Annotated in this window: 15 protein-coding genes; 11 read left to right on the plus strand and 4 right to left on the minus strand. The window is 68.9% G+C overall.

Translation table 11 applies throughout. The features are described from left to right. Window positions 1-234 precede the first annotated feature (234 nt). The 6 genes from CFB49_RS22650 (at window position 235) to CFB49_RS22675 (ending at window position 7,100) form a co-directional block, all read left to right on the plus strand. Window positions 235-795 carry a GNAT family N-acetyltransferase gene (locus CFB49_RS22650; protein ID WP_089492363.1) on the plus strand — a complete coding sequence of 187 codons (561 nt, stop codon included), beginning with the start codon at window positions 235-237 and terminating at the stop codon, window positions 793-795. 74 nt (window positions 796-869) lie between these two features. Then, window positions 870-1,820 carry an ABC transporter substrate-binding protein gene (locus CFB49_RS22655; RefSeq protein ID WP_089492364.1) on the plus strand — a complete coding sequence of 317 codons (951 nt, stop codon included), beginning with the start codon at window positions 870-872 and terminating at the stop codon, window positions 1,818-1,820. A 46-nt stretch (window positions 1,821-1,866) separates the two neighbouring features. Continuing rightward, window positions 1,867-2,916 carry an LLM class flavin-dependent oxidoreductase gene (locus tag CFB49_RS22660; RefSeq protein WP_089436495.1) on the plus strand — a complete coding sequence of 350 codons (1,050 nt, stop codon included), beginning with the start codon at window positions 1,867-1,869 and terminating at the stop codon, window positions 2,914-2,916. Window positions 2,917-2,926: 10 nt separating this feature from the next. Continuing rightward, window positions 2,927-4,279: an LLM class flavin-dependent oxidoreductase gene (locus CFB49_RS22665; protein WP_089492365.1), complete on the plus strand. Its 1,353-nt coding sequence runs from the start codon at window positions 2,927-2,929 to the stop codon at window positions 4,277-4,279. Window positions 4,280-4,339: 60 nt separating this feature from the next. Then, window positions 4,340-6,133 carry an amino acid ABC transporter permease/ATP-binding protein gene (locus tag CFB49_RS22670; RefSeq protein ID WP_089492366.1) on the plus strand — a complete coding sequence of 598 codons (1,794 nt, stop codon included), beginning with the start codon at window positions 4,340-4,342 and terminating at the stop codon, window positions 6,131-6,133. A gap of 34 nt (window positions 6,134-6,167) precedes the next feature. After that, window positions 6,168-7,100, plus strand: coding sequence for an ABC transporter substrate-binding protein (locus tag CFB49_RS22675; RefSeq protein ID WP_089492367.1), 933 nt, complete (start codon window positions 6,168-6,170; stop codon window positions 7,098-7,100). Window positions 7,101-7,175: 75 nt separating this feature from the next. Here the strand turns inward: CFB49_RS22675 and CFB49_RS22680 are convergent, their stop codons facing one another. After that, complete coding sequence (locus tag CFB49_RS22680) at window positions 7,176-8,270, minus strand: LLM class flavin-dependent oxidoreductase (RefSeq protein WP_089492368.1); 1,095 nt, start codon at window positions 8,268-8,270, stop codon at window positions 7,176-7,178. 70 nt (window positions 8,271-8,340) lie between these two features. Then, window positions 8,341-9,309, minus strand: a complete 969-nt coding sequence (locus tag CFB49_RS22685; protein WP_089492369.1) for an ABC transporter substrate-binding protein — start codon at window positions 9,307-9,309, stop codon at window positions 8,341-8,343. A 267-nt stretch (window positions 9,310-9,576) separates the two neighbouring features. Here CFB49_RS22685 and CFB49_RS22690 point away from each other — a divergent pair, with 267 nt between their 5' ends. The 3 genes from CFB49_RS22690 to CFB49_RS22705 all read left to right on the plus strand — a co-directional run bounded on the left by CFB49_RS22690 (window position 9,577) and on the right by CFB49_RS22705 (window position 12,822). Beyond that, window positions 9,577-10,494, plus strand: coding sequence for an alpha/beta hydrolase family protein (locus tag CFB49_RS22690; RefSeq protein WP_089492370.1), 918 nt, complete (start codon window positions 9,577-9,579; stop codon window positions 10,492-10,494). Continuing rightward, window positions 10,491-10,922, plus strand: coding sequence for a MarR family winged helix-turn-helix transcriptional regulator (locus tag CFB49_RS22695; protein ID WP_089492371.1), 432 nt, complete (start codon window positions 10,491-10,493; stop codon window positions 10,920-10,922). Before CFB49_RS22690 ends, CFB49_RS22695 begins: the two co-directional genes overlap by 4 nt. Before the next feature lie 454 nt (window positions 10,923-11,376). Then, a complete protein-coding gene (locus CFB49_RS22705; RefSeq protein WP_089436504.1) occupies window positions 11,377-12,822 on the plus strand; it encodes a sialidase family protein in 1,446 nt (481 codons plus the stop codon). A 67-nt stretch (window positions 12,823-12,889) separates the two neighbouring features. Here CFB49_RS22705 and adhP read toward each other — a convergent pair whose 3' ends face one another. Continuing rightward, complete coding sequence (adhP, locus tag CFB49_RS22710) at window positions 12,890-13,918, minus strand: alcohol dehydrogenase AdhP (protein WP_089492373.1); 1,029 nt, start codon at window positions 13,916-13,918, stop codon at window positions 12,890-12,892. 414 nt (window positions 13,919-14,332) lie between these two features. Between adhP and CFB49_RS22715 the strand changes: the two genes are divergently transcribed. Both CFB49_RS22715 and otsA read left to right on the plus strand, forming a co-directional pair. Continuing rightward, window positions 14,333-16,417 (plus strand): TonB-dependent receptor, encoded by a 2,085-nt coding sequence (locus tag CFB49_RS22715; protein ID WP_089492374.1) that lies wholly within the window; start codon window positions 14,333-14,335, stop codon window positions 16,415-16,417. A 512-nt stretch (window positions 16,418-16,929) separates the two neighbouring features. Next, on the plus strand, window positions 16,930-18,336 hold the full coding sequence (otsA, locus tag CFB49_RS22725) for an alpha,alpha-trehalose-phosphate synthase (UDP-forming) (RefSeq protein WP_089436508.1): 1,407 nt from the start codon (window positions 16,930-16,932) through the stop codon (window positions 18,334-18,336). 163 nt (window positions 18,337-18,499) lie between these two features. On the opposite strand, the gene ftsH is transcribed toward otsA, so the two are convergent. Then, window positions 18,500-20,476, minus strand: a complete 1,977-nt coding sequence (gene ftsH / locus CFB49_RS22730) for an ATP-dependent zinc metalloprotease FtsH (RefSeq protein ID WP_089492376.1) — start codon at window positions 20,474-20,476, stop codon at window positions 18,500-18,502. Between the last annotated feature and the right edge of the window lie 421 nt (window positions 20,477-20,897).

Below are 20,897 nucleotides of genomic sequence, written 5' to 3' on the forward strand. Positions count from 1 at the left end.
CTCCTGCAAGCCTTCTTCCGCCTTCCGCGAAATCCTTATCGAAATTGCTTCGTTCGTCTTTGCCGGCCGCGCCGCTAACGTGTTCGAAACGGCGGCGGCACGCCGGATGCGTCGCACGCAGCACGACAGCCGCCGCCATCACGACAACTGCGTCGCGATAACGGAACAGACCGGACGGGCCGCGTGCCCGCATCCCGCCAGGAACGTCCGCATCGCGCGCCATTCGCGATGCCCATGGCCACGAACGACCGCATCATCGACACGACGCCGCTCGACGTCCGCGCGCAGCCGCTGATCGACGCGCTGATCGACGAGTATTCGACCCGTTACGACGCATACCGCCCCGACAGCCGCGCGTCGGCCCGCGACGAACTCGCGCGCTACCCGGCCGAGCTGTTCGCGCCGCCCGAAGGCGCGTTCGTGCTGTTGCTGCGCGACGGCGAGACGATCGGCGGCGGCGCGTTCAAGCGCTACGACGCGCAGACCGCCGAACTGAAACGCATCTGGACCCGCGCCGACCTCCGCCGCCAGGGCCTCGCGCGGCGCATCGTCGAAGCGCTCGAACTGCGCGCCGCGCAACAGGGCTACCGCCGTCTCTACCTGACGACCGGCTTTCGCCAACCCGAAGCGTGGGCGCTGTACGACCGCACCGGCTACACGCGGCTGTTCGATTCGTCGATCGATCCCGAAGCGTATTTCCACCTCCGTTTCGGCAAGGATCTCGTCGATCCGTCGCGCACGTCGACGCTGGCCGACCTGTGGGCGCCCGTGCCCGAAGCGGCGCTGCCGCGCTGAGCGCACGGCGCCCCGCATTCCACGTCGCCCATTCCGCTTTCAACGATTCCACGCTTCCACGACAGGACGTTTTCATGCATCGAGCCGTACCGCTTTCATCCCGTGCCGTGCGCACGCTGACCGCCGCGCTGATCGGCCTGAGCGCCTTCGCCGCGATGGCCGCGGCCGCCGCGACCTTCGACCTGAGCCCCGAGCAGCGCGGCCGCCCGCGCGGCACGGCCGATGCGGCGGTCGAGCGCGCGGTGCCCGCGTCGTTCAAGTTCGCCGAGCCCGGCACGCTGACGATCGGCATCGCGCCGAGCCTGCCGCCGATCAGCTCCTATGCGACCGACGCTCGCACGGTGATCGGCTTCGATGCCGACGTCGGCCAGCTCGTGTCGGACAGCCTCGGTCGCAAGCTGAAGATCGTCGCGCTCGCGTGGGCCGACTGGCCGCTTGCGCTCGAATCCGGGAAAGTCGACGCGGTGATCTCGAACGTGACCGTCACCGAGGAGCGCAAGCAGAAGTTCGATTTCTCGACCTACCGCAAGGATCAGGTCGGCTTCTACGTGCGCAACGACAGCAAGATCCCGGCGATCCGCGAGCCGAAGGACGTCGCGGGGCTGCGCATCGTGACGGACGCCGGCACCAACCAGGAAAAGATCCTGCTCGCGTGGGACCGCGACAACGTCGCGCACGGGCTGAAACCCGTGCAGATCCAGTACTACGACGACCAGGCGATGCGCATCGTCGCCGTGCAGTCCGGCCGGGCCGACGTGGTGTTCAGCGTGAACTCGGTGCTCGCGTACCAAAGCGCGCAACAAGGCAAGACGCGGCTCGTCGGCGCGATCAGCGGCGGCTGGCCGCGCACGGCCGACATCGCGATCGCCACGCGCCGCGGCAGCGGCCTCGCCGAGCCGCTGACCGTCGCGCTGAACGGGCTGATCAAGAACGGCCGCTACCAGCAGGTACTCGACCGCTGGAACCTCGCGTCCGAAGCGATCGACCAGTCGCGCACGAATCCGCCCGGGCTGCCGAAAAGCTGAGCGCCCGCAACCGTCCATCCACGCTCACGCAGGAACGCCGCTCACCATGTCTTATTCGCTTTCGTTGCTGGACAAGAGTCCGATCGCCGACGGCGCGAACGCCGCCGACGCACTGCGCTTCACCACCACGCTCGCGCGCCGCGCCGAACAGCTCGGCTACGCGCGCTTCTGGGTCGCCGAACATCACGGCACGCCGGGGTTCGCCAGTTCGGCACCGGAGATCGTCGTCGCGCACCTGCTCGCGCACACGTCGCGCATCCGCATCGGCTCGGGCGGCGTGATGCTGCAGCACTACAGCCCGTTCAAGGTCGCGGAAACATTCAAGCTGCTGGCCGCGCTCGCGCCGGGCCGCGTCGATCTCGGCATCGGCAAGGCGCCCGGCGGGCTGCCGCTGACCACGCGCGCGCTGCAGTGGTTCCACGACAAGGCGCGCAAGCCCGATTTCGCGGGGCAGCTCGCGGAGCTCGACGCGTTTCTCGGCTGGGGCGTGGCCGAAGATCATCCGCTCGCCGGCGCGGTCGCGATGCCGGTGCCGCCGCAATTGCCCGAACGCGTCCTGCTCGGCGGCTCGCCGGACAGCGGCGCGCTCGCCGCGCGCAACGGCTGGCGCTTCTGCTACGCGGGCCATTTCAACGGCGACGACGCGAATCTCGAACGCTCGCTCGACGCATACCGCAGCGCGGGCGGCGAGAAGCCGCTCGTCGCGCTGTACGCGGTCGCCGCGCCGACGCGCGACGAGGCCGAGCGCCTGATCGGGCCGCTGAAGATCTTCAAGCTGCAGTTCGCGGGCGGCCAGAGCTTCAATCTCGGCAGCGCGCAGGCGGCCGCGGAATTCGCGCGGCAAAGCGGCGCGTCCGACTACCGGATCGACGAGCTGCGCCCGACGGTGCTGGCCGATACGCCCGAGCGCGTGCATCGTGCGCTCGACGCACTGAGCCGGCGGCTCGACGTCGATGCGTTCGTGATCGATTCGCCGGTATCCGACTACGCGGCACGGCTCGCGTCGGCCGAATGGCTCGGCGGCGCGCTATCCACCACGCCGTTGCAGGCGGCCCTCGCGGCCGACCGCTCCCTTTCCCCTGACCAGAACGCATGACGCTCCCATCATGACGACCCGACGATCGATCCCTTTCGGCCTGATGCTGCAAGGCGCAGGCAGCCACATGAACGCGTGGCGGCATCCGAGCAACCCGCCCGACGCGAGCATCAACCTCGACTTCGCGATCGGCGTCGCGCGCAAGGCGGAAGCCGCCGGCATCGCGTTCGCGTTCGTCGCGGACGGCCTCTACATCAACGAGAAGTCGATCCCGCACTTCCTGAACCGCTTCGAGCCGCTGACCGTGCTGTCGGCGCTCGCGGTCGCGACGAAGAAGATCGGGCTCGCGGGCACGATCTCGACGTCGTACAGCGAACCGTTCACGGTCGCGCGGCAGCTCGCGTCGCTCGACGCGATCAGCGGCGGGCGCGCGGGCTGGAACGTCGTGACGACGCCGCTCGAAGGCACCGCGAAGAACTACGGCAAGGCGCACCCGGATCACGAACTGCGCTACGAGATCGCCGACGAATATCTCGACGTCGTGCAGGGGCTGTGGGACAGCTGGGACGACGACGCATTCGTGCGCGACCGCGCGACCGGCCGCTTCTTCGATCGCGACAAGCTGCATACGCTCGATCATCACGGCCGCTTCTTCCAGGTCGCGGGCCCGCTGAACATCCAGCGCTCGCCGCAGGGGCAGCCGGTGATCTTCCAGGCCGGCTCGTCCGACACCGGGATCGGCCTCGCGGGCAAATACGCGGATGCCGTGTTCACGCATTCGCCGTCGATCGACGAAACGGCCGCGTTCACGCGGCGCGTGAAACAGAGCGCGGTCGAGCACGGGCGACAGGCCGGCGACGTGAAGATCTTCCCCGGCGTCGGGCCGATCGTCGGCCGCACGGCCGCCGAAGCGGAGGACAAATACCAGGCGATCCGCGACCTGCTGACGATCGACGAGGCGCTCGCGTACCTCGGCCGCTATTTCGATCACCACGATTTCACGCAGTACGCGCTCGACGCGCCGTTCCCGGAACTCGGCGACCTCGGCCGCAACAGCTTCCGCTCGACCACCGACCGCATCAAGGCCGATGCGAAGCGCAAGGGCCTGTCGCTGCGCGAGACCGCGCTCGCGGTCGCGACGCCGCGCCCGAACTTCATCGGCACGGCCGAGCACGTCGCCGACGAGCTGATCCGCTGGCACGACGCGGGCGCCGGCGACGGCTTCATCCTCGGTTTTCCGGTACAGGCGCAGGGCGTCGACGATTTCATCGAGCTCGTGATTCCGGTGCTCGAGGCGCGCGGCCGCTACAGCCGCGACCTGCCCGGCGCCACGCTGCGCGACCACCTCGGTCTGCCGCGCAAGGCGAGCCGCTACGCGACGCCCGGCGCAGCACAGGAAACGGCTGCCGAAGCGCATGCCTGACGCCGCCGCGCCGCGCGCGCGGCGCGCCCGCCGATCGACCGATTCCAGGATTACAACGACATGAGCGACACGACCCACCTCGGCGGCGCGCTGCCGCCGCTCTCTTCCCCCGGCGCACGCGAGCCCGGCACGCATTTGCGGATCGTGCCCGCGCGCCACCGGTCGCGCACGGCCGGCACCGTACTCGCGCTCGTGCTGATCGCGCTCACGCTGCATTCGATCCTCGGCAACCCGCAATGGGGCTGGCCGGTGTTCGCCGAATGGTTCCTGTCGCCGCCGGTGCTGTCGGGGCTCGCGCGCACGCTGGTGCTGACGCTGCTCGGCGCGGTGTTCGGCTTCGTGCTCGGCGCGTTCGTCGCGCTGGCCCGGCTCTCGCGGTCGCGACTGCTGTCCGCCAGCGCGTGGACCTTCGTATGGCTGTTCCGCTCGATTCCGCTGATCGTGCTGCTGCTGATCCTGAACAACCTCGGTTACCTGTACGAGCATGTGCGGCTTGGCGTGCCGTTCACCGACATCGTGTGGTTCGACACGCCGACCACCGACCTCATCAGCCCGTTCCTCGCGGCCGTGCTCGGCCTCACGCTGAACCACGCGGCGTTTTCCGCGGAAGTGATCCGCGGCGGCATTCTCGCGGTCGACCAGGGGCAGCTCGAAGCCGCCGCCGCGCTCGGGCTGCCGCGCGGCCGCCAGACGTCGCGTATCGTGCTGCCGCAGGCGATGCGCGCGATCCTGCCGACCGCGTTCAACGACCTGATCACGCTCGCGAAAGGCACGTCGATGGTGTACGTGCTCGCGATGCCGGAACTGTTCTACACGGTGCAGGTGATCTACCGCCGCAACCTCGAAGTGATTCCGCTGCTGATGGTCGCGACCGTCTGGTACCTGATCATCCTGACCGTGCTGTCCGCGATCCAGGTACAGGTCGAGCGGCACTATGCACGCGGCGCGCTGCGCAATCCGCCGCCGTCCGTGGTCACGTTCGCCCTCGCGCGGATCGGCGGGCTGTGGCGGCGTGTCGCGTCGCGCCGCGCGGCCTCGAGCACGCGGGCCGACGGCGACACCCGCGCCGATACCGCGGCGGCCGTGTCGCGCACCGGCGGCGAAGTGGCCGTGCATGGCGTGTCGAAGCAGTTCGGCATGCAGCGCGTGCTCGACAACGTGTCGTTCGTCGCGCCGCGCGGCAGCGTGACCGTGATCGTCGGGCCGTCGGGCTCCGGCAAGTCGACGCTGCTGCGCACGATCAACCATCTCGAACGCGTCGACGACGGCTTCATCGACATCGACGGCGAGCTGATCGGCTATCGCCGCGACGGCGACGTGCTGCATGAACTGAACGAACGCGACGTGCTGAAGCGACGCACGGCCGTCGGCATGGTGTTTCAGAACTTCAACCTGTTCCCGCACCTGACGGTGCTCGAGAACCTGATCGAAGCGCCGGTCGCCGTCGCCGGCGTGACGCGCGACGCGGCCGAGCACACCGCGCGCACGCTGCTCGCGCGGGTCGGCTTGGCGGATAAGGCCGATGCGTATCCGCGCCAGTTGTCCGGCGGCCAGCAGCAACGCGTCGCGATCGCGCGGGCGCTCGCATTGCGGCCGAAGGTGCTGCTGTTCGATGAACCGACGTCGGCGCTCGATCCCGAACTCGTCAACGAAGTGCTCGACGTGATCAAGGAGCTCGCGCGCTCGGGCACGACGCTCGTGATCGTCACGCACGAGATCGGCTTCGCACGCGAAGTGGCGGACAACGTGCTGTTCATGGAACGCGGGCGCATCGTCGAGGCCGGGCCGCCCGCCGTCGTGCTCGACGCGCCGTCGCATTCGCGCACGCGCGCGTTCCTGTCGCGGATGCTGTGATGCGCGCCGCTTCCCACCCGCGAGGTGCCGCGCGATGACCGATCGACGCCAGTTCATCACGGCCGCGCTGGTCGCGGCATCCGGTCTGCCGTGGCATGCGGCGCGCGCGGCGGCCGCCACCGCCGACCTCGACCCGCGCCAGGCCGGCCGCCCGCGCGCCGGCCCCGACGACGCGGCCATCCGCGCGGCAAGCGGCTACCACTGGGTGCGCGACGGCGCGTTCACGGTCGCGATTTCGCCGCACGCGCCGCCCGTGTCGACCTATGCGACCGACGCGCGCACCGTGGTCGGCGCCGATCCCGACTATGCGCAGCTCGTCGCCGACGCGCTCGGCCGCACGCTCGTGCTGCTGCCGATCGCATGGGCCGACTGGCCGCTCGGGCTGACGTCCGGCAAGTACGACGCGGTGATCTCGAACGTCGGCGTGACCGAGAAGCGCAAGGAGAAATACGATTTCACGACCTACCGGCTCGGGCTGCACGGCTTCTACGTTCGCACCGGCAGCCCGATCGCGAAAATCGCGGAACCGAAGGACATCGCGGGCCTGCGGATCATCACCGGCGCCGGCACGAGCCAGGAGCGCATCCTGCTCGAATGGAGCAAGCGCAACGTCGCGCAGGGGCTGAAGCCGGCCGAGCTGCTCTATTTCGACGACGATGCGACGGCGCGCGTCGCGCTGCTGTCGGGCCGCGCGGATGCGGAGTTGAACCCGAACGCGTCGCTCGCGTACGAGGCCGCGCGCAACGGCAAGATCCGCCGCGTCGGCGTCGTCAATGCCGGCTGGCCGGCGAATGCGGATGTCGCGATCGCGACGCGCCGCGGCAGCGGGCTCGCGCCCGCGTTGACGCTCGCGACCAACGCGCTGATCGGCAACGGCCGCTACGGACAGGCGCTCGCGCGCTGGGGTTTGCAGAGCGAGGCGATCGCGCGGGCGGAGACCAATCCGCCGGGGTTGCCGTCGTTCTGAGCGTTTCGTTCGAAACAATCGCCCCGGCATGTCGTGACGGACATGCCGGGGCGACTCGATCGACGCCTCGTTCGCCTACGCCGGCACCGCGTCCCGATACCGGTCGAGTTCCGCGACATGCGCATGAATCGCCGGGATCAGCTCGCGCCCGTAAGCCAGCGCATCGTCGAGCGGATCGAAACCGCGAATCAGGAACGTCGATACGCCGAGCCGGTAATACGCGCCCAGCGCCCGCGCGACCTGCTCGGGCGTGCCGACCAGCGCGGTCGAATTCCAGCGCGCGCCGGTCAGGTTCGCGACGCCCATCCACAGCCGCTCGTCGAGCACGTCGCCCTGCGCGGCGGCCGCCATCAGCCGCTGCGAGCCCGCGTTCTGCGGCGCGTGACCGGCGATCGGCTGGCCGTTCGCAAGGCGCGCCGCACGCACGCGCTCGCGGATCGCCTCGGCCTTCTCCCACGCGGCCGCCTCGGTATCGGCGACGATCGGCCGGAACGACACGCTGATGCGCGGCGTACGCCCGAACGGCGCGGCGGCGGCCCGCACGCGCGCGATCTGCTCGCGCACCGCGTCGAGCGGCTCGCCCCACGTCATGTAGACATCCGCATGCTCGCCCGCGACCGCGAGCGCGGCCGGCGACGAGCCGCCGAAATAGATCGGCACGTGCGGCCGCTGCTCCCCCTTCACGACCGGCGACGCGCCGCGCAGCCGATAGAACGCGCCGTCGTGATCGACCGGCGCATCGGCCCGCCAGATCCGTTTCAGCACGTCGAGATATTCGCCGGTGCGGCGGTAGCGCGCATCGTGCGGCACGAAATCGCCGTCGCGCTGCAGATCCGCATCGTCACCGCCGGACACCACGTTCAGCGCGAGCCTGCCGCCGCTGAACACGTCGAGCGTCGCTATCTGCCGCGCGGCGGCCGACGGTACGATCACGCCCGGCCGGTGCGCGAGCAGCAGCCGGATGCGTTCGGTCGCGGCGGCCGCGAACGACGCGACGATGAAACCGTCCGCCGCGTTGCTGAAATGGCCGATCAGGATCTGGTCGAAGCCGGCGGCCTCGTGCGCCTGCGCGAAGCGGCGCACGTAGTCGGGCTGGACGGCCGCGCCGCCCGGTACGTCGACCTCCGCGCCGGGTGTCGCGGTGATCATGCCGATGATGTCGACTGGCATGTCGGGATGTCCTTGGATGTATCGATCGGGAAGCGCGGAAATCGCGGAAATCGTGAAACGGGCCGCACGCTTACTGCGCGGCGGCCGTCTTCTGCGCGGGCGCCGCGAACGCACCCGCATACGAGCGGTCGAGCAGCTTCGACGTGTCGTACGCGGCCGGAATCACGCCGGACTTGTGCAGGAAGTCGGCCGTATTCTGCGCATCCTTCGCGGCCGTCTCGTCGACCGGGCCCACGCGCTGTTTCGCGTTGTTGAGCCAGCGATACGCGACGTCGGGTTCGAGATTCGCGCGCTTCGCCCACAGGTCCGCGTACTCGCGCGGATGGGTGTCGACCCACTGGCGCGCGACCACCACGCGCCGCAGGAAATCGGTGATCTCGGCGCGCTTGCCCGACGCGGCCTGCTCGTTCGCGGCGACGAAGCTCAGCGCGGGCATCAGCCCCTGTGCGGTCGTCACGGGCCGCGCGCCTTGTCGCAACGCGAGCGTGCTGACGAACGGCTCCCACAGCGATACCGCGTCGACCGAGCCGTTCGCGAGCGCGTTGGTCGCGTCGATCGGCATCAGGTACGCGTACTTCACCGAATCGGCGCGCAGGCCCGCGTGTTCAAGCGCGCGCAGCACGAGCTGCTGGCTCCATGCACCGCGCCATACCGCGATGGTCTTGCCCTGCAGGTCGGCCACGGTGCGCACCGGCGAATTCTTCGGCACGAGGATCGCGACGCCGTCGAGGCTCTGCCGCGACACCGCGACGACCTTGACCGGCGCGCCGCGCGCGGCCAGCGTGAGCAGCGCGGAATCGCCGAGGAAGCCGATGTCGATCGCGTTGCCGTTCAGGCTTTCGGCCACCGGCGCGGCGGCCTGGAAGTGCTTCCATTCGATCGTGTAAGGCAGGTCCTTCAGCGCGCCGGACGCCTCCATCGACGCCTGGATGTTGAAGTAGTTCTGTTCACCGACGCGCAGCGTGACGGTGTCTTTGGCGATGCCCGGCTGCGCGGCGAGCGCCAGCAAGAGCGCCGTGACGATTCGGCTCAGCAACATGATCTCCCGGAAGGTTTGTCCGCCGTGCGAAACCGCCGGCGCAACGGATGGAACCGGTGAAGATACGTCGATCCACGTCATGACACAAACGCAATATTCTTCTTTGCAAAGATGCAAATATTTTATGAAGCATTCGTCCATGCGCGGTGCTGGCTGCCGGCCGCCGCTTCGTGAATTTCGAACGATTCCTCGGTAGATATTTCGCGCACGAAATAAATCCCGAACTATATTTCGCATACGAAATAACTGCCCCGAGCGAGGACCGCCATGACCTCCCGACCCATCGAGTTTTCCGCCGCCGACGGCTATGTGCTGCACGGCACGCTGTGGTCGCCGGACACGACGCCGCGCGCGCTGGTCCTGATCCATCCGGCGACGGCCGTGCCCGAACGGCTGTACGCGGGCTTCGCACGGTTCCTGACCGAGCGCGGTTTCTCGGCGCTGACCTACGACTATCGCGGCATCGGCGCGTCGCGGCCGGCGCGCCTGGGCGCGCTGCGGGCCCGCATGCGCGACTGGATGGAGTTCGACGTGGGCGCCGCGACCGCCTGGGCCCGGCACACGCATGAAGGGCTGCCGCTGCTGGCGGTCGGCCATAGCGTCGGCGGACACGCAATCGGGCTGTCCGCCGCGACGGCGCACCTGCACGCGGCCGTGCTGGTCGCCGCGCATGCGGGCAGCACGCGGCTGATCGCGCAGGCGGCCGAACGCCTGAAGGTGCGGCTGATCCTGCGTGTGCTCGGCCCGCTGACGTCAGCGCTGCTCGGCTACGTGCCCGGCAAGCGGCTCGGGCTCGGCGAGGATCTGCCGGCCGGCGTGTTCCGGGAATGGAGCCGCTGGACGACGCTGCCGCATTACTTCTTCGACGATCCGACGCTCGGCGCGGCCGAGCGCTTCTCGAAACAGCAGTTGCCGATCCTCGCGCTCGGCTTCGACGACGATCCCTGGGCGAACCCGGCCGCGATCGGCCTGCTGGTAAGCTATCTGACCCGCGCGAAGGTCGAACGCCGTCAGATCGATCCGCACGCGGCGGGCAGCGGCCCGGTCGGGCACATGGGCTTCTTTCGCAGCCGGCCCGGCGCCGTGCTGTGGCCCGACGTCGCCGACTGGCTCGCGCAGGCGCTCGACACGCCGCACACCGCGTGCCGCCCCTTCCTTTCCATTGCAGCCGGGAACCCAGCTTGAGCGAAGACCGACGACTGTTTTTCATGTTGAACATCGGCCAGCGGCGCGTGCAGCGCTGGATCGACCGCAAGGCCGAAACCGACACGCGCGCGAGCGCCGCGCAGGCCGGCGCGCTGTTCTGTCTCGCGAAGCAGGACGGCGCGCTGATCGGCGAAGTCGGCGCCGCATTGCAGCTCGCGCCGTCCGCGATGACGGGGCTCGCCGACCGGATGGCAAAAGCCGGCCTCATCACGCGTCACGCCGATTCGGACGACGGCCGCGCGACGCGGCTGTACCTGACCGACGCAGGCCACGCGGCACTCAAGCGTGCGCGCGTGCTGCTGCGCGAACTCAACGGCAAGCTGTGCGACGGGTTTTCCGACGACGAACTCGACGTCGTCGCGCGCTGGCTGCGCGCATTGCAGGAGCGGTTTCCGGCGGAGCGCTGAGCCGCGCATCGCGCGGTCACGACCGGCTCGCGCCGACAGCGATCGCAAGCGATTGCGATTCGCGTTTTCGATTCGATTTTCATGCCGCCGCAACGGCAAATCTTGCGGGCCGGCCACCTGCTTCCGGCAACGGTTTCCGGCTACGTCCTGTTACAAAAAACCGCCTGTCGCGCGACATTCGAATCGCCTACATTGCAATCCACTTCGACACATTCGTCGCATGCCCGGACTGGCGTTCCCGTCGGGTCGACATCGCAGACACGCCCGACAGCAATGAAAACGAAGAGGACTCTTGACCGAAGCGCTGGCGGCATCCAGCGCACGCGGATTGCGATGGCTGAAGCGACACGCTGAACCGGACGTAACGACGTGCGCGGCACGATCGGCCGCGCACCCGCTCACGTTGTCTCGTCGTGCCCCGTCATCGCCTCCGCACCTCACCGAGGAGTCGTCCATGCGACGCATGATCGTGTCCCATCCGCTTGTCACCCGCCTGTCCGCCGCGATGGCGCTGGCCGCCGCTGCCGCCGCGCACGCCGACCCCGTCGTCGTGTCCGGCCCGAGCCCGTTCGCCGCCTGCACCATCGGCGGCCCGGGCACCAACTACGTGAATGCAGAAGTCGAACCGTGGCTCGCGGTCAACCCGGCGAACCCGAACAACATGATCGGCGTGTGGCAGCAGGACCGCTGGTCGAACGGCGGCGCCCACGGGCTCGTCGCCGGCTACACGTTCGATGCGGGCGCAACCTGGGCGCGCACGCCGCAGCCGTTCAGCGCCTGCGCGCCGGGCGGGCTCAAGTACGAGCGCGCGTCCGATCCGTGGGTCTCGTTCGGGCCGGACGGCACCGCGTATTCGGTATCGATCTCGTTCAACCAGTCGAACAACGCCAACGCGGTCGGCGCGTCGGTGTCGGCCGACGGCGGGCAGACGTGGAGCAGCCCGGCCGTGCTGATCGCGAACGACGAACCGACGACGCAGTTCTTCAACGACAAGGAATCGGTCACCGCCAACCCGGTGAAGGCCGGCACCGCGTATGCGGTATGGGACCGCCTCGAGCTGCCGAACGGCAACCCGTACGCGAACCTGCACACGGCGGCGTACCGCGGGCCGACGCTGTTCTCGAAGACGACCGACGGCGGCAAGACGTGGAGCGCCGCGAAGGTCATCGTCGACGTGCCGTCGCGCCAGCAGACGATCGGCAACCAGATCGTCGTCGATCCGAAGAGCGGCACGCTTTACGATTTCTTCGACCTGATCCAGCCGCCGTTCAACAAGGCGGCCGGCAAGGTCGCGTTCATCAAGTCGACCGACGACGGCGCGACGTGGACCAAGCCGCAGATCATCGCGGGGCTGCAGACGGCCGGCGTCACGGACCCGAACACCGGCGAACCCGTGCGCACCGGCGACATCATCCCGGAGCCGGCGATCGACCCGGCATCGGGGCAGCTCTACGTCGCGTGGCAGGACAGCCGCTTCAACGGCGGCACGTACGACGAGATCGCGCTATCGACGTCGAAGGATGGCGGCGCGACATGGAGCGCGCCGCAACAGGTCAACACGCCGACCGGGCGCCCCGCGTTCAATCCGTCGGTGCGCGTCGACAACACGGGGGCGGTGATGGTCACGTACTACGACTTCCGCGACCTGCAGGCCGGCAACACGACGACGCTGCCGACCGGCTTCTGGCGCAAGATCTCGCACGACGCCGGCGCCACGTTCGCCGACGAGCGGCGCGTCGGCGGCCCGTTCGACATGAAGCTCGCGCCCAACGCCGAAGGGTTCTTCATCGGCGACTATCAGGGGCTCGACGTTCGCCCGTCATCGTCGTTCCATCCGTTCTTCGTCCAGACCAACGCAGGCAACCTGACGAATCGCACCGACGTGTTCTTCGCGCCGTGATGCGAGGATGACCGTCACGCCGCCGCGACGCCATGCGTCGCGCGGCGGCGTGCGCCCGTTCATGGCATCAATGCATGTCCGTCAGCACGATGCGGCCATCGACCTTCCCTTCCCGCAGCTTCGCGAATACGTCGTTGATGTTGGCGAGCCGATCGCGATGGATGTGCGCGCGCACCAGGCCGTCCGCCGCGAAATCGAGCGACTCCTGCAGATCGCGCCGCGTGCCGACGATCGACCCGCGCACGGTGATACCGTTCAGCACGGTCGAGAAGATCGGCAACGGGAAATCGCCCGGCGGCAAGCCGTTGAGCGCCACCGTGCCGCCGCGGCGGACCATCCCGAGCGCCTGCGCGAACGCGCTGCGCGACACGGCCGTGACGAGCACGCCGTGCGCGCCGCCGATTTCCTTCTGGATCACTTTCGCCGGGTCGTCGACCGACGCATCGATCGTCAGCTGCGCGCCCAGTTGTCGCGCCAGCGCGAGCTTGTCGGGCGAGATGTCGATGGCGGCGACGTGCAGGCCCATCGCTCGCGCGTATTGGACGGCCACGTGCCCGAGACCGCCGATGCCGGAGATCGCGAGCCACTGGCCCGGTCGCGTGTCGGTGACGCGAATGCCCTTGTAGACCGTGACGCCCGCGCACAGGATCGGCGCGATCTCGTCGAACGCGACCTGCGCGGGCAACTGGCCGACGTAATCGGGATCGGCCAGCACGTATTCCGCATAGCTGCCGTTCACCGAATAGCCGGTGTTCTGCTGCCCATGGCACAGCGTTTCCCAACCCGTGCTGCAGTACTCGCAATGGCCGCAGGCCGTGTAGAGCCACGGCACGCCGACGCGATCGCCCTCGCGCACGTGCGTGACGCCCGCGCCGACCGCCGCGACGATCCCGACGCCTTCGTGGCCCGGGATGAACGGCAGCGACGGCTTGACGGGCCAGTCGCCGTCGGCCGCGTGCAGATCGGTATGGCAAACGCCCGACGCCTTGATGTTGACGAGAATCTGGCCCGGCCCCGGTGCGGGGATCGGGACTTCCTCGATGCGCAACGGCTCGCCGAACGCGCGTACCACGGCCGCTTTCATGGTCTGGGTCATGCGTTGCTCCTGTCTGGTCGATGAGCGACCCAGTATCCGGTTTCGGCATCGGAGCACGTTGATACGCGTCAACGCATCGGAACGGATGCGACGGTCGGCAGGGCTTCGCCACGATCGGCGTCGGGCGACGCGACAGCCCGACCCGGCAGGTGCACGCTGCCCCGCCGCTCACGCGACCATTTCGCCGATCCGACGGAAAGCCGACGGAATCCCGCCATTCGGCTTGGAATTTGAAATGATATAACATATCATTTCGCGTGCTCGTCCGCCTGATGCCGTTTCAACCCGGGTGGCCGGGCCTCGCCGAGCCATGTTCCAACGGGTCATTGCGCGCCACAGACGCAACAATATATCGTATCCAGCCATGACCCGCATCGCTCGTTATCCGATCCGATTCCAACCGATTCACCGACCATGCGCGACCTTCCTCGATTACCGCTTCGCCCGCTCTCGTCCCTGTCGTTGATCCTGTTCGCCGCTGCCGCCCACGCGCAGACTGATGCGCCCGCCGCGGCCGGCACACACACGCCGGCCGCCGCACCGCTCGCGCCGATCTTCGTGACCGCGAACCCGCTCGGCGACACCGAACTGATCGCGCCGACCGTCCAGCTTTCCGGCGATGCACTGACGCGCCGCCAGGCCGATTCGCTCGGCGAAACGCTCAACGGGCTGCCCGGCGTGTCGACCACCACCTACGGGCCGATGGTCGGCCGTCCGATCATCCGCGGGATGGACGGCGACCGGATCCGGCTGCTGCAGAACGGCGTCGCGGCCTACGACGCATCATCGCTGTCGTACGACCATGCGGTGCCGGAGGATCCGCTGTCGATCGAGCGCGTCGAGATCGTGCGCGGCCCGGCCGCGCTGCTGTACGGCGGCAACGCGGTGGGCGGCGTGGTCAACACGATCGACAACCGGATTCCGCGCGAAGCGATCGAAGGCGTGACCGGCGCGCTCGACGCGCGCTATGGCGGCGCGAATTCGGTGCGCGCGGGCGCCGCCCAGGTCGAAGGCGGCAACGGCCGCTTCGCGTTCCACGTCGACGCGTTCGACCGAGAAACGAGCAAGCTGCGGATTCCCGGCTACGCGCGCAGCAGCCAGCAACGCGCGATCGACGGCCCCGACACGCCGCAGCCGGAAGGCAGCGTGCCGAACAGCGACGGGCGCGTACACGGCGGTGCGGTCGGCGCGTCGTACACGTGGGGGGACGGCTTCGCCGGTCTCTCGTACAACGGCTACGAATCGAACTACGGCTCCGTCGCGGAAAGCGACGTGCGGCTGCGGATGCGCCAGGAACGCCTCGCGTTCGCGTCCGAGGTGCGCAACCTGAGCGGGCCGTTCACGAAGCTGAAATTCGATTTCGCGTACACCGACTACCGCCACAAGGAAGTCGACAACGGCGAGACGGCGACCACCTTCCGCAACCGCGGCTACGAGGCGCGCATCGAGGCACGCCATCGCAAGATCGGCCCGTTCGAAGGCGCGATCGGCGTGCAGTTCGGCCAGAACACGTTCTCGGCGCTCGGCCACGAAATTCTCGTGCCGTCCACGCGCACCAACAGCGTCGCGCTGTTCGGCCTCGAGGAATGGCAGGTCGCCCCGGCGCTGAAGCTGAGCGTCGGCGGCCGCTTCGAGCACGTGAAGGTCGATCCCGATCCGGCCGGCATCGAGAAATTCGCTGGCGCGCAGCCGCGCGACTTCAACGCGGGCAGCCTGTCGGCCGGCGCGCTGTTCTCGCTGACGCCGGTTTGGTCGGTCGCGGCGAACGTCGCGTACACCGAACGCGCGCCGACCTTCTACGAGCTCTATTCGAACGGCCCGCACGACGCGACCGGCCAGTTCCTGATCGGCAACCCGAACGCGTCGAAGGAAAAGGCCGTATCGACCGACCTGTCGCTGCGCTATGCGAGCGGACCGAACCGCGGCAGCGTCGGCGTGTTCTACAACCGCTTCTCGAACTACCTGACCGAGTACAACACCGGCCGCGTGGTGGACGACGACGGCGAGCCCGTCGCGCCCGGCACCGACGGCTCGCTCAACGAAGCGATCTATCGCGGCGTGCGCGCCGAGTTCTACGGCATCGAGCTGGACGGCAAGTGGCGCGCGTTCGCTCGGCGTGGCCACACGGTCGATCTCGAACTGACGGCCGACTACACGCATGCGCGCAACGTCGACACCGGCCAGCCGCTGCCGCGCATCGCGCCGCTGCGCGCGACGCTCGCGGCCGACTATGGTTACGGCCCGTTCGGTGCGCGTGCGCAGGTCACGCACGCGTGGTCGCAGCATCGCGTGCCCGACAACGATTTCTCGACCGACGGCTACACGTCGCTCGGCGTGATGCTGACGTACAAGTTCCGCGTCGGCCCGACGCACTGGCTCGCATACCTGCGCGGCGACAACCTGACGAACCAGGAGATCCGCTACGCGACGTCGGTCGTGCGCGGCTTCGCACCGCAAGGCGGCCGCAGCGTGATGGCCGGATTGCGCACCACGTTCTAAGCGCGGTACGGCTCGCGGCGCCCCGCCGCGGGCTGCTTGCCGGCGCGAATCCGAACCGGGTGCACACGCACGAAGCCGACGTGCGCCACTGGCGACCGGCGACCGCGCGACGGCAAACGCGACGGAGGCGACGATGCGCATGCCGTCATGCACGCATGCGCATCGTCGGCCCGATCGGGCGCCATTCGCGCCGCTCGCCGCATGGCCTTATGCCTGCTGCTTCACAGCGCGCAGCAAATTTCGGTCCCGCTCGGGCATCGCCCGTTGCCACACCGCCGTCATGGCTACCGTGCGACAGGTTCGCGCGCGCCGTTCGTCGAGCCGGACTTTTAAAACGCACGAATGGCGAGTATCCTAAAAAAGCACTTTTCGACCGGACGGCGAATCGCGCGCCCTGACTCCCGTCCGATCGCCATGCGGCCCCGTCGTATCGCGCACCGCGCACCGATGGCGGCGTATGCCTCTCGCGCCCTGGCCGCACGACCCTTCCCCAACAATCGTCAGGAGAGCTGGTGAGCCGACTCGTCGTCGTATCCAATCGCATCGCAGATCCCCGTAAAGCCGCGGCCGGCGGCCTCGCCGTTGCCGTGAAGGACAGCCTGCAGGAAACCGGCGGCGTCTGGTTCGGCTGGAGCGGCAGGCTACGCGGCGCCGACGATCGCCCCGCACATGGCGACGACGTGCAGATCCAGAACGTCGGCGGCATTCAGCTCGCGACTGTCGATCTCGATCCGCAGGACTACGACGCTTACTATCTCGGCTACTCGAACAACGTGCTGTGGCCGGTGTTTCACTACCGGCTCGATCTCGCGCAGTTCGACCGGCGCTTCGCCGACGGCTACCGGCGCGTGAACCAGCTGTTCGCGCGCAAGCTGCGCACGCTGCTGCGCCCCGACGACGTCATCTGGGTCCACGACTATCAGCTGATTCCGCTCGCGGCCGAGCTGCGCGCGATGGGCTGCACGAATCCGATCGGCTTCTTCCTGCACATTCCGATGCCGCCGCCGCCGATCATGGCCGCGATCCCGGAACACGAATGGCTGATGCGCTCGTTGTTCGCGTACGACCTCGTCGGCTTCCAGACCGAATCGGATCTGCTCCACTTCGAGCATTACGTCGAAGCGGAAGCCGGTGCGGCGCGGCTGCCGGACGGCCGGCTGCGCGCGTTCGGCCGCACGTTGTCGGCTGGCGCATTCCCGATCGGCATCAACGTCGACGAATTCGAGTCGCTCGCGCGCGATCGCGACGGCCTCGACATGTTCGAACGCATGCGCGACGAATATTCGCGCCGCCAGTTGCTGGTCGGCGTCGACCGGCTCGATTACACGAAAGGGCTGCCGCAGCGCGTGCATGCGTTCCGCGAGTTGCTCGAACAGTATCCGGAGAACCGCGACCGTGCGACGCTGATCCAGATCGCGGCGCCGAGCCGCGAGGATCTCGGCGCGTACGACGACTTGCGGCGCGAGATGGACAGCCTGTGCGGCGCGATCAACGGCGACTACGGCGAGCTCGAATGGATGCCGATGCGCTACATTCACCGCACCGTCGCGCGCAAGCGCCTGCCGGGCCTCTACCGCGCGAGCCGGGTCGCACTCGTCACGCCGCTGCGCGACGGGATGAACCTCGTCGCGAAAGAGTTCCTCGCCGCGCAGGACGCGGCCGACCCGGGCGTGCTCGTGCTGTCGCGTTTCGCGGGCGCCGCCGAGCAATTGAAGTCGGCGCTGCTCGTCAATCCGTACGACACGCAAGGCACCGCGCAGGCGATCCAGCGCGCGCTCACGATGCCGCTCGAAGAGCGTCGCCAGCGTCACGCGGCGCTGATGGCGATCATGCGCAAGACCGACGTGCACTGGTGGCGCACGCGCTTTCTCGAAGCGCTCACCGAAGCGGCCGAAGTCGCGGCCGCGACCGAATCCTGACGCGCTGACGCACGCTCACGCCGCCATCGTCGTGCGTTCGAGCCCGATGCCGTTCGACCGCTACGTGCGCGTCGCACGGGGCGACGCCGTGGCGGGAACGATCGAGAAGAAAGCGCGGCGTCGGGATATCGGCGCGCGCCGGTCGCTGGTCCGCGCAGCGGCTTCAGCGATCGGATTCGTGCGACCGTCCGTACGCGACGAAATCGCGCTCGACGGTGGCAGCCTGCTCCGTTTCGATCCCGCCGCCGCGCGCACCGGAATCGTCGCCCGGCGAGGCCGACGTGGCTAGCGACGGTTCGATGCGCCCGTCGATCAGCGCCTGCAGCGCGTCGCGTTCGAGCACCTCGCATTGCAGCAGCCGGCGCGCGATGCGTTCGAGCGCGTCGCGGCGTTCGCCGAGCGTCGCCGCGACCCGCGCATGCGCATCGGTCAGCAGCGTGCGCACCTCGTCGTCGATCATCCGCGCGGTGTGCTCGCTGCAGCGGCCGTCGCCCGCATGCCATGCGCCGGGCAGGCCTGGGCGCGCGTCGCCGTCGTCGAACGTCGCGAGCCCGATCTTCTCGCTCATCCCGTACTGCATGACCATGTGGCGCGCCATCGCGGTCGCCCGTTCGAGGTCGTTCTGCGCGCCCGTCGACACATCGCCGAACACGAGTTCTTCCGCCACGCGCCCGCCCAGCAGCGCATCGATCCGGTCGAGCAGCTCGCTGCGGCGCAGAACGTAACGATCCTCGGTCGGCACCTGCTGCGTGTAGCCGAGTGCGGCGACGCCGCGCGGAATGATCGACACCTTCTTCACCGGATCGCAATGCGCGCGGCTTTCCGCGACGAGCGCATGGCCGGCTTCGTGATACGCGATGGTCAGCTTCTCCTGCTCGTTCATCACGCGGCTCTTGCGCTCGAGGCCCGTCAGCGCGCGGTCGATCGCCTCGTCGAAGTCCGCCATCGCGACCGCCGGCTTGCCGAGTTCGGCCGCATGCAGCGCGGCCTCGTTGACGACGTTCGCGAGATCGGCGCCGACAAAGCCCGGCGTGCGCGACGCGAGCTCGCCGAGATCGACATCGGCGGCGAGCTTCACGCGCTTCACGTGCACGCCGAGGATCTGGCGGCGGCCGTTCACGTCGGGCCGGTCGATCGCGATGTGACGATCGAAACGGCCCGGGCGCAGCAGCGCGGGATCGAGGATCTCGGGCCGGTTCGTCGCGGCCATGATGATCACGCCGGAGCCGGCCTGGAAGCCGTCCATTTCGACCAGCAACTGGTTGAGCGTCTGTTCGCGCTCGTCGTTGCCCGACATCGGGCCGACGCCCCGCACCTTGCCGAGCGCGTCGAGCTCGTCGACGAACACGATGCACGGCGCCTTCTGCTGCGCCTGCTCGAACAGGTCGCGCACGCGCGCGGCGCCCACGCCGACGAACATCTCGACGAACGCCGAGCCGCTGATCGAGAAGAACGGCACGGCCGCCTCGCCCGCCACCGCGCGCGCGAGCAGCGTCTTGCCCGTGCCCGGCGCGCCGACGACGAGCACGCCTTTCGGAATCTTGCCGCCGAGCCGCTGGTAGCGATCGGGATTGCGCAGGAACGCGACGAGCTGCTGCAGTTCGGCCTTCGCTTCGTCGATACCCGCGATGTCGTCGAACGTGATGCCGGTCTCCTGCTGCACGTACACGCGCGCGCGGCTCTTGCCCATCCCGGTGAAGTCCTGCAGCCCGCCGCGCTTGCGCAGCATCATGTTCCACACGAACACGAGCAGCATCAGCGGCAACAGCCACGACGCGAGCGACGCGATCCAGCCGGTGTCTGGCGTGCCGTGATAGCGGATGCCGGCGGCGGTCAGCGTGTCGATCAGGTGTTCGTCGGTCACGCGGCTGGTCGTGAAGCGCCACGGCGCGCCGGCCTGCCGCACGATCGCCGCGTCGGACGCCGGCAGCACCGTGCCGGCCTGCGGCATCTTCAGCGCGCCCGAGATCGACGCCGGGCCGACCTCGAGATCGTCGACGAGCCGCGCGGCGACGAGCCGGTGGAAATCGCTGTACGCGATCGGCGTCGACGTCGGGTGCAGCATCAGCAACTGCGCGGCGAACAGCACGAAGAAGCCCGCCGCGATCAGCAATCCCGGGTAGTCGAATTTCCTGTCCATGGCATCGGGCCTGCCGTATCCGCTGCGCGGCGTGCGCTCACGCCGGCACCGGCGCGCAACCGGTACGCGGCCGCCATGCGAAAACGACCTGCATCCACGTCATCGTCGCCTCGCTGTCTCGCGTCGTTCGTCGCATCGATGCCGCCTCGGCAACACCGTCGTCGGCGTTGCCGGGTGATCCTCGCCCGGGCGGCACACCGGCACACCGTCACGCACCGCCCTCGCTTCCAGTCTAGTTCGTGCGCGGGCGTCGCGCCGCTCGGCGCGCAAGCGTCGAATCGTCCGACGAACGGCTTTCGTCGGCCCCCTTGCCGCGTTATAGTCGCGTGCATGACATTTTTGTGACAGTCGCGTCGCGCCGCCGCGCGCGAGGCCGGCCGTCGCGTCCCGTCCCGCGTCGCGGCAGCCCGCGCGGCGCCGG

This window comes from Burkholderia sp. AU17457, from assembly GCF_002223255.1.
In the GTDB taxonomy this organism is placed as follows: domain Bacteria; phylum Pseudomonadota; class Gammaproteobacteria; order Burkholderiales; family Burkholderiaceae; genus Burkholderia; species Burkholderia sola.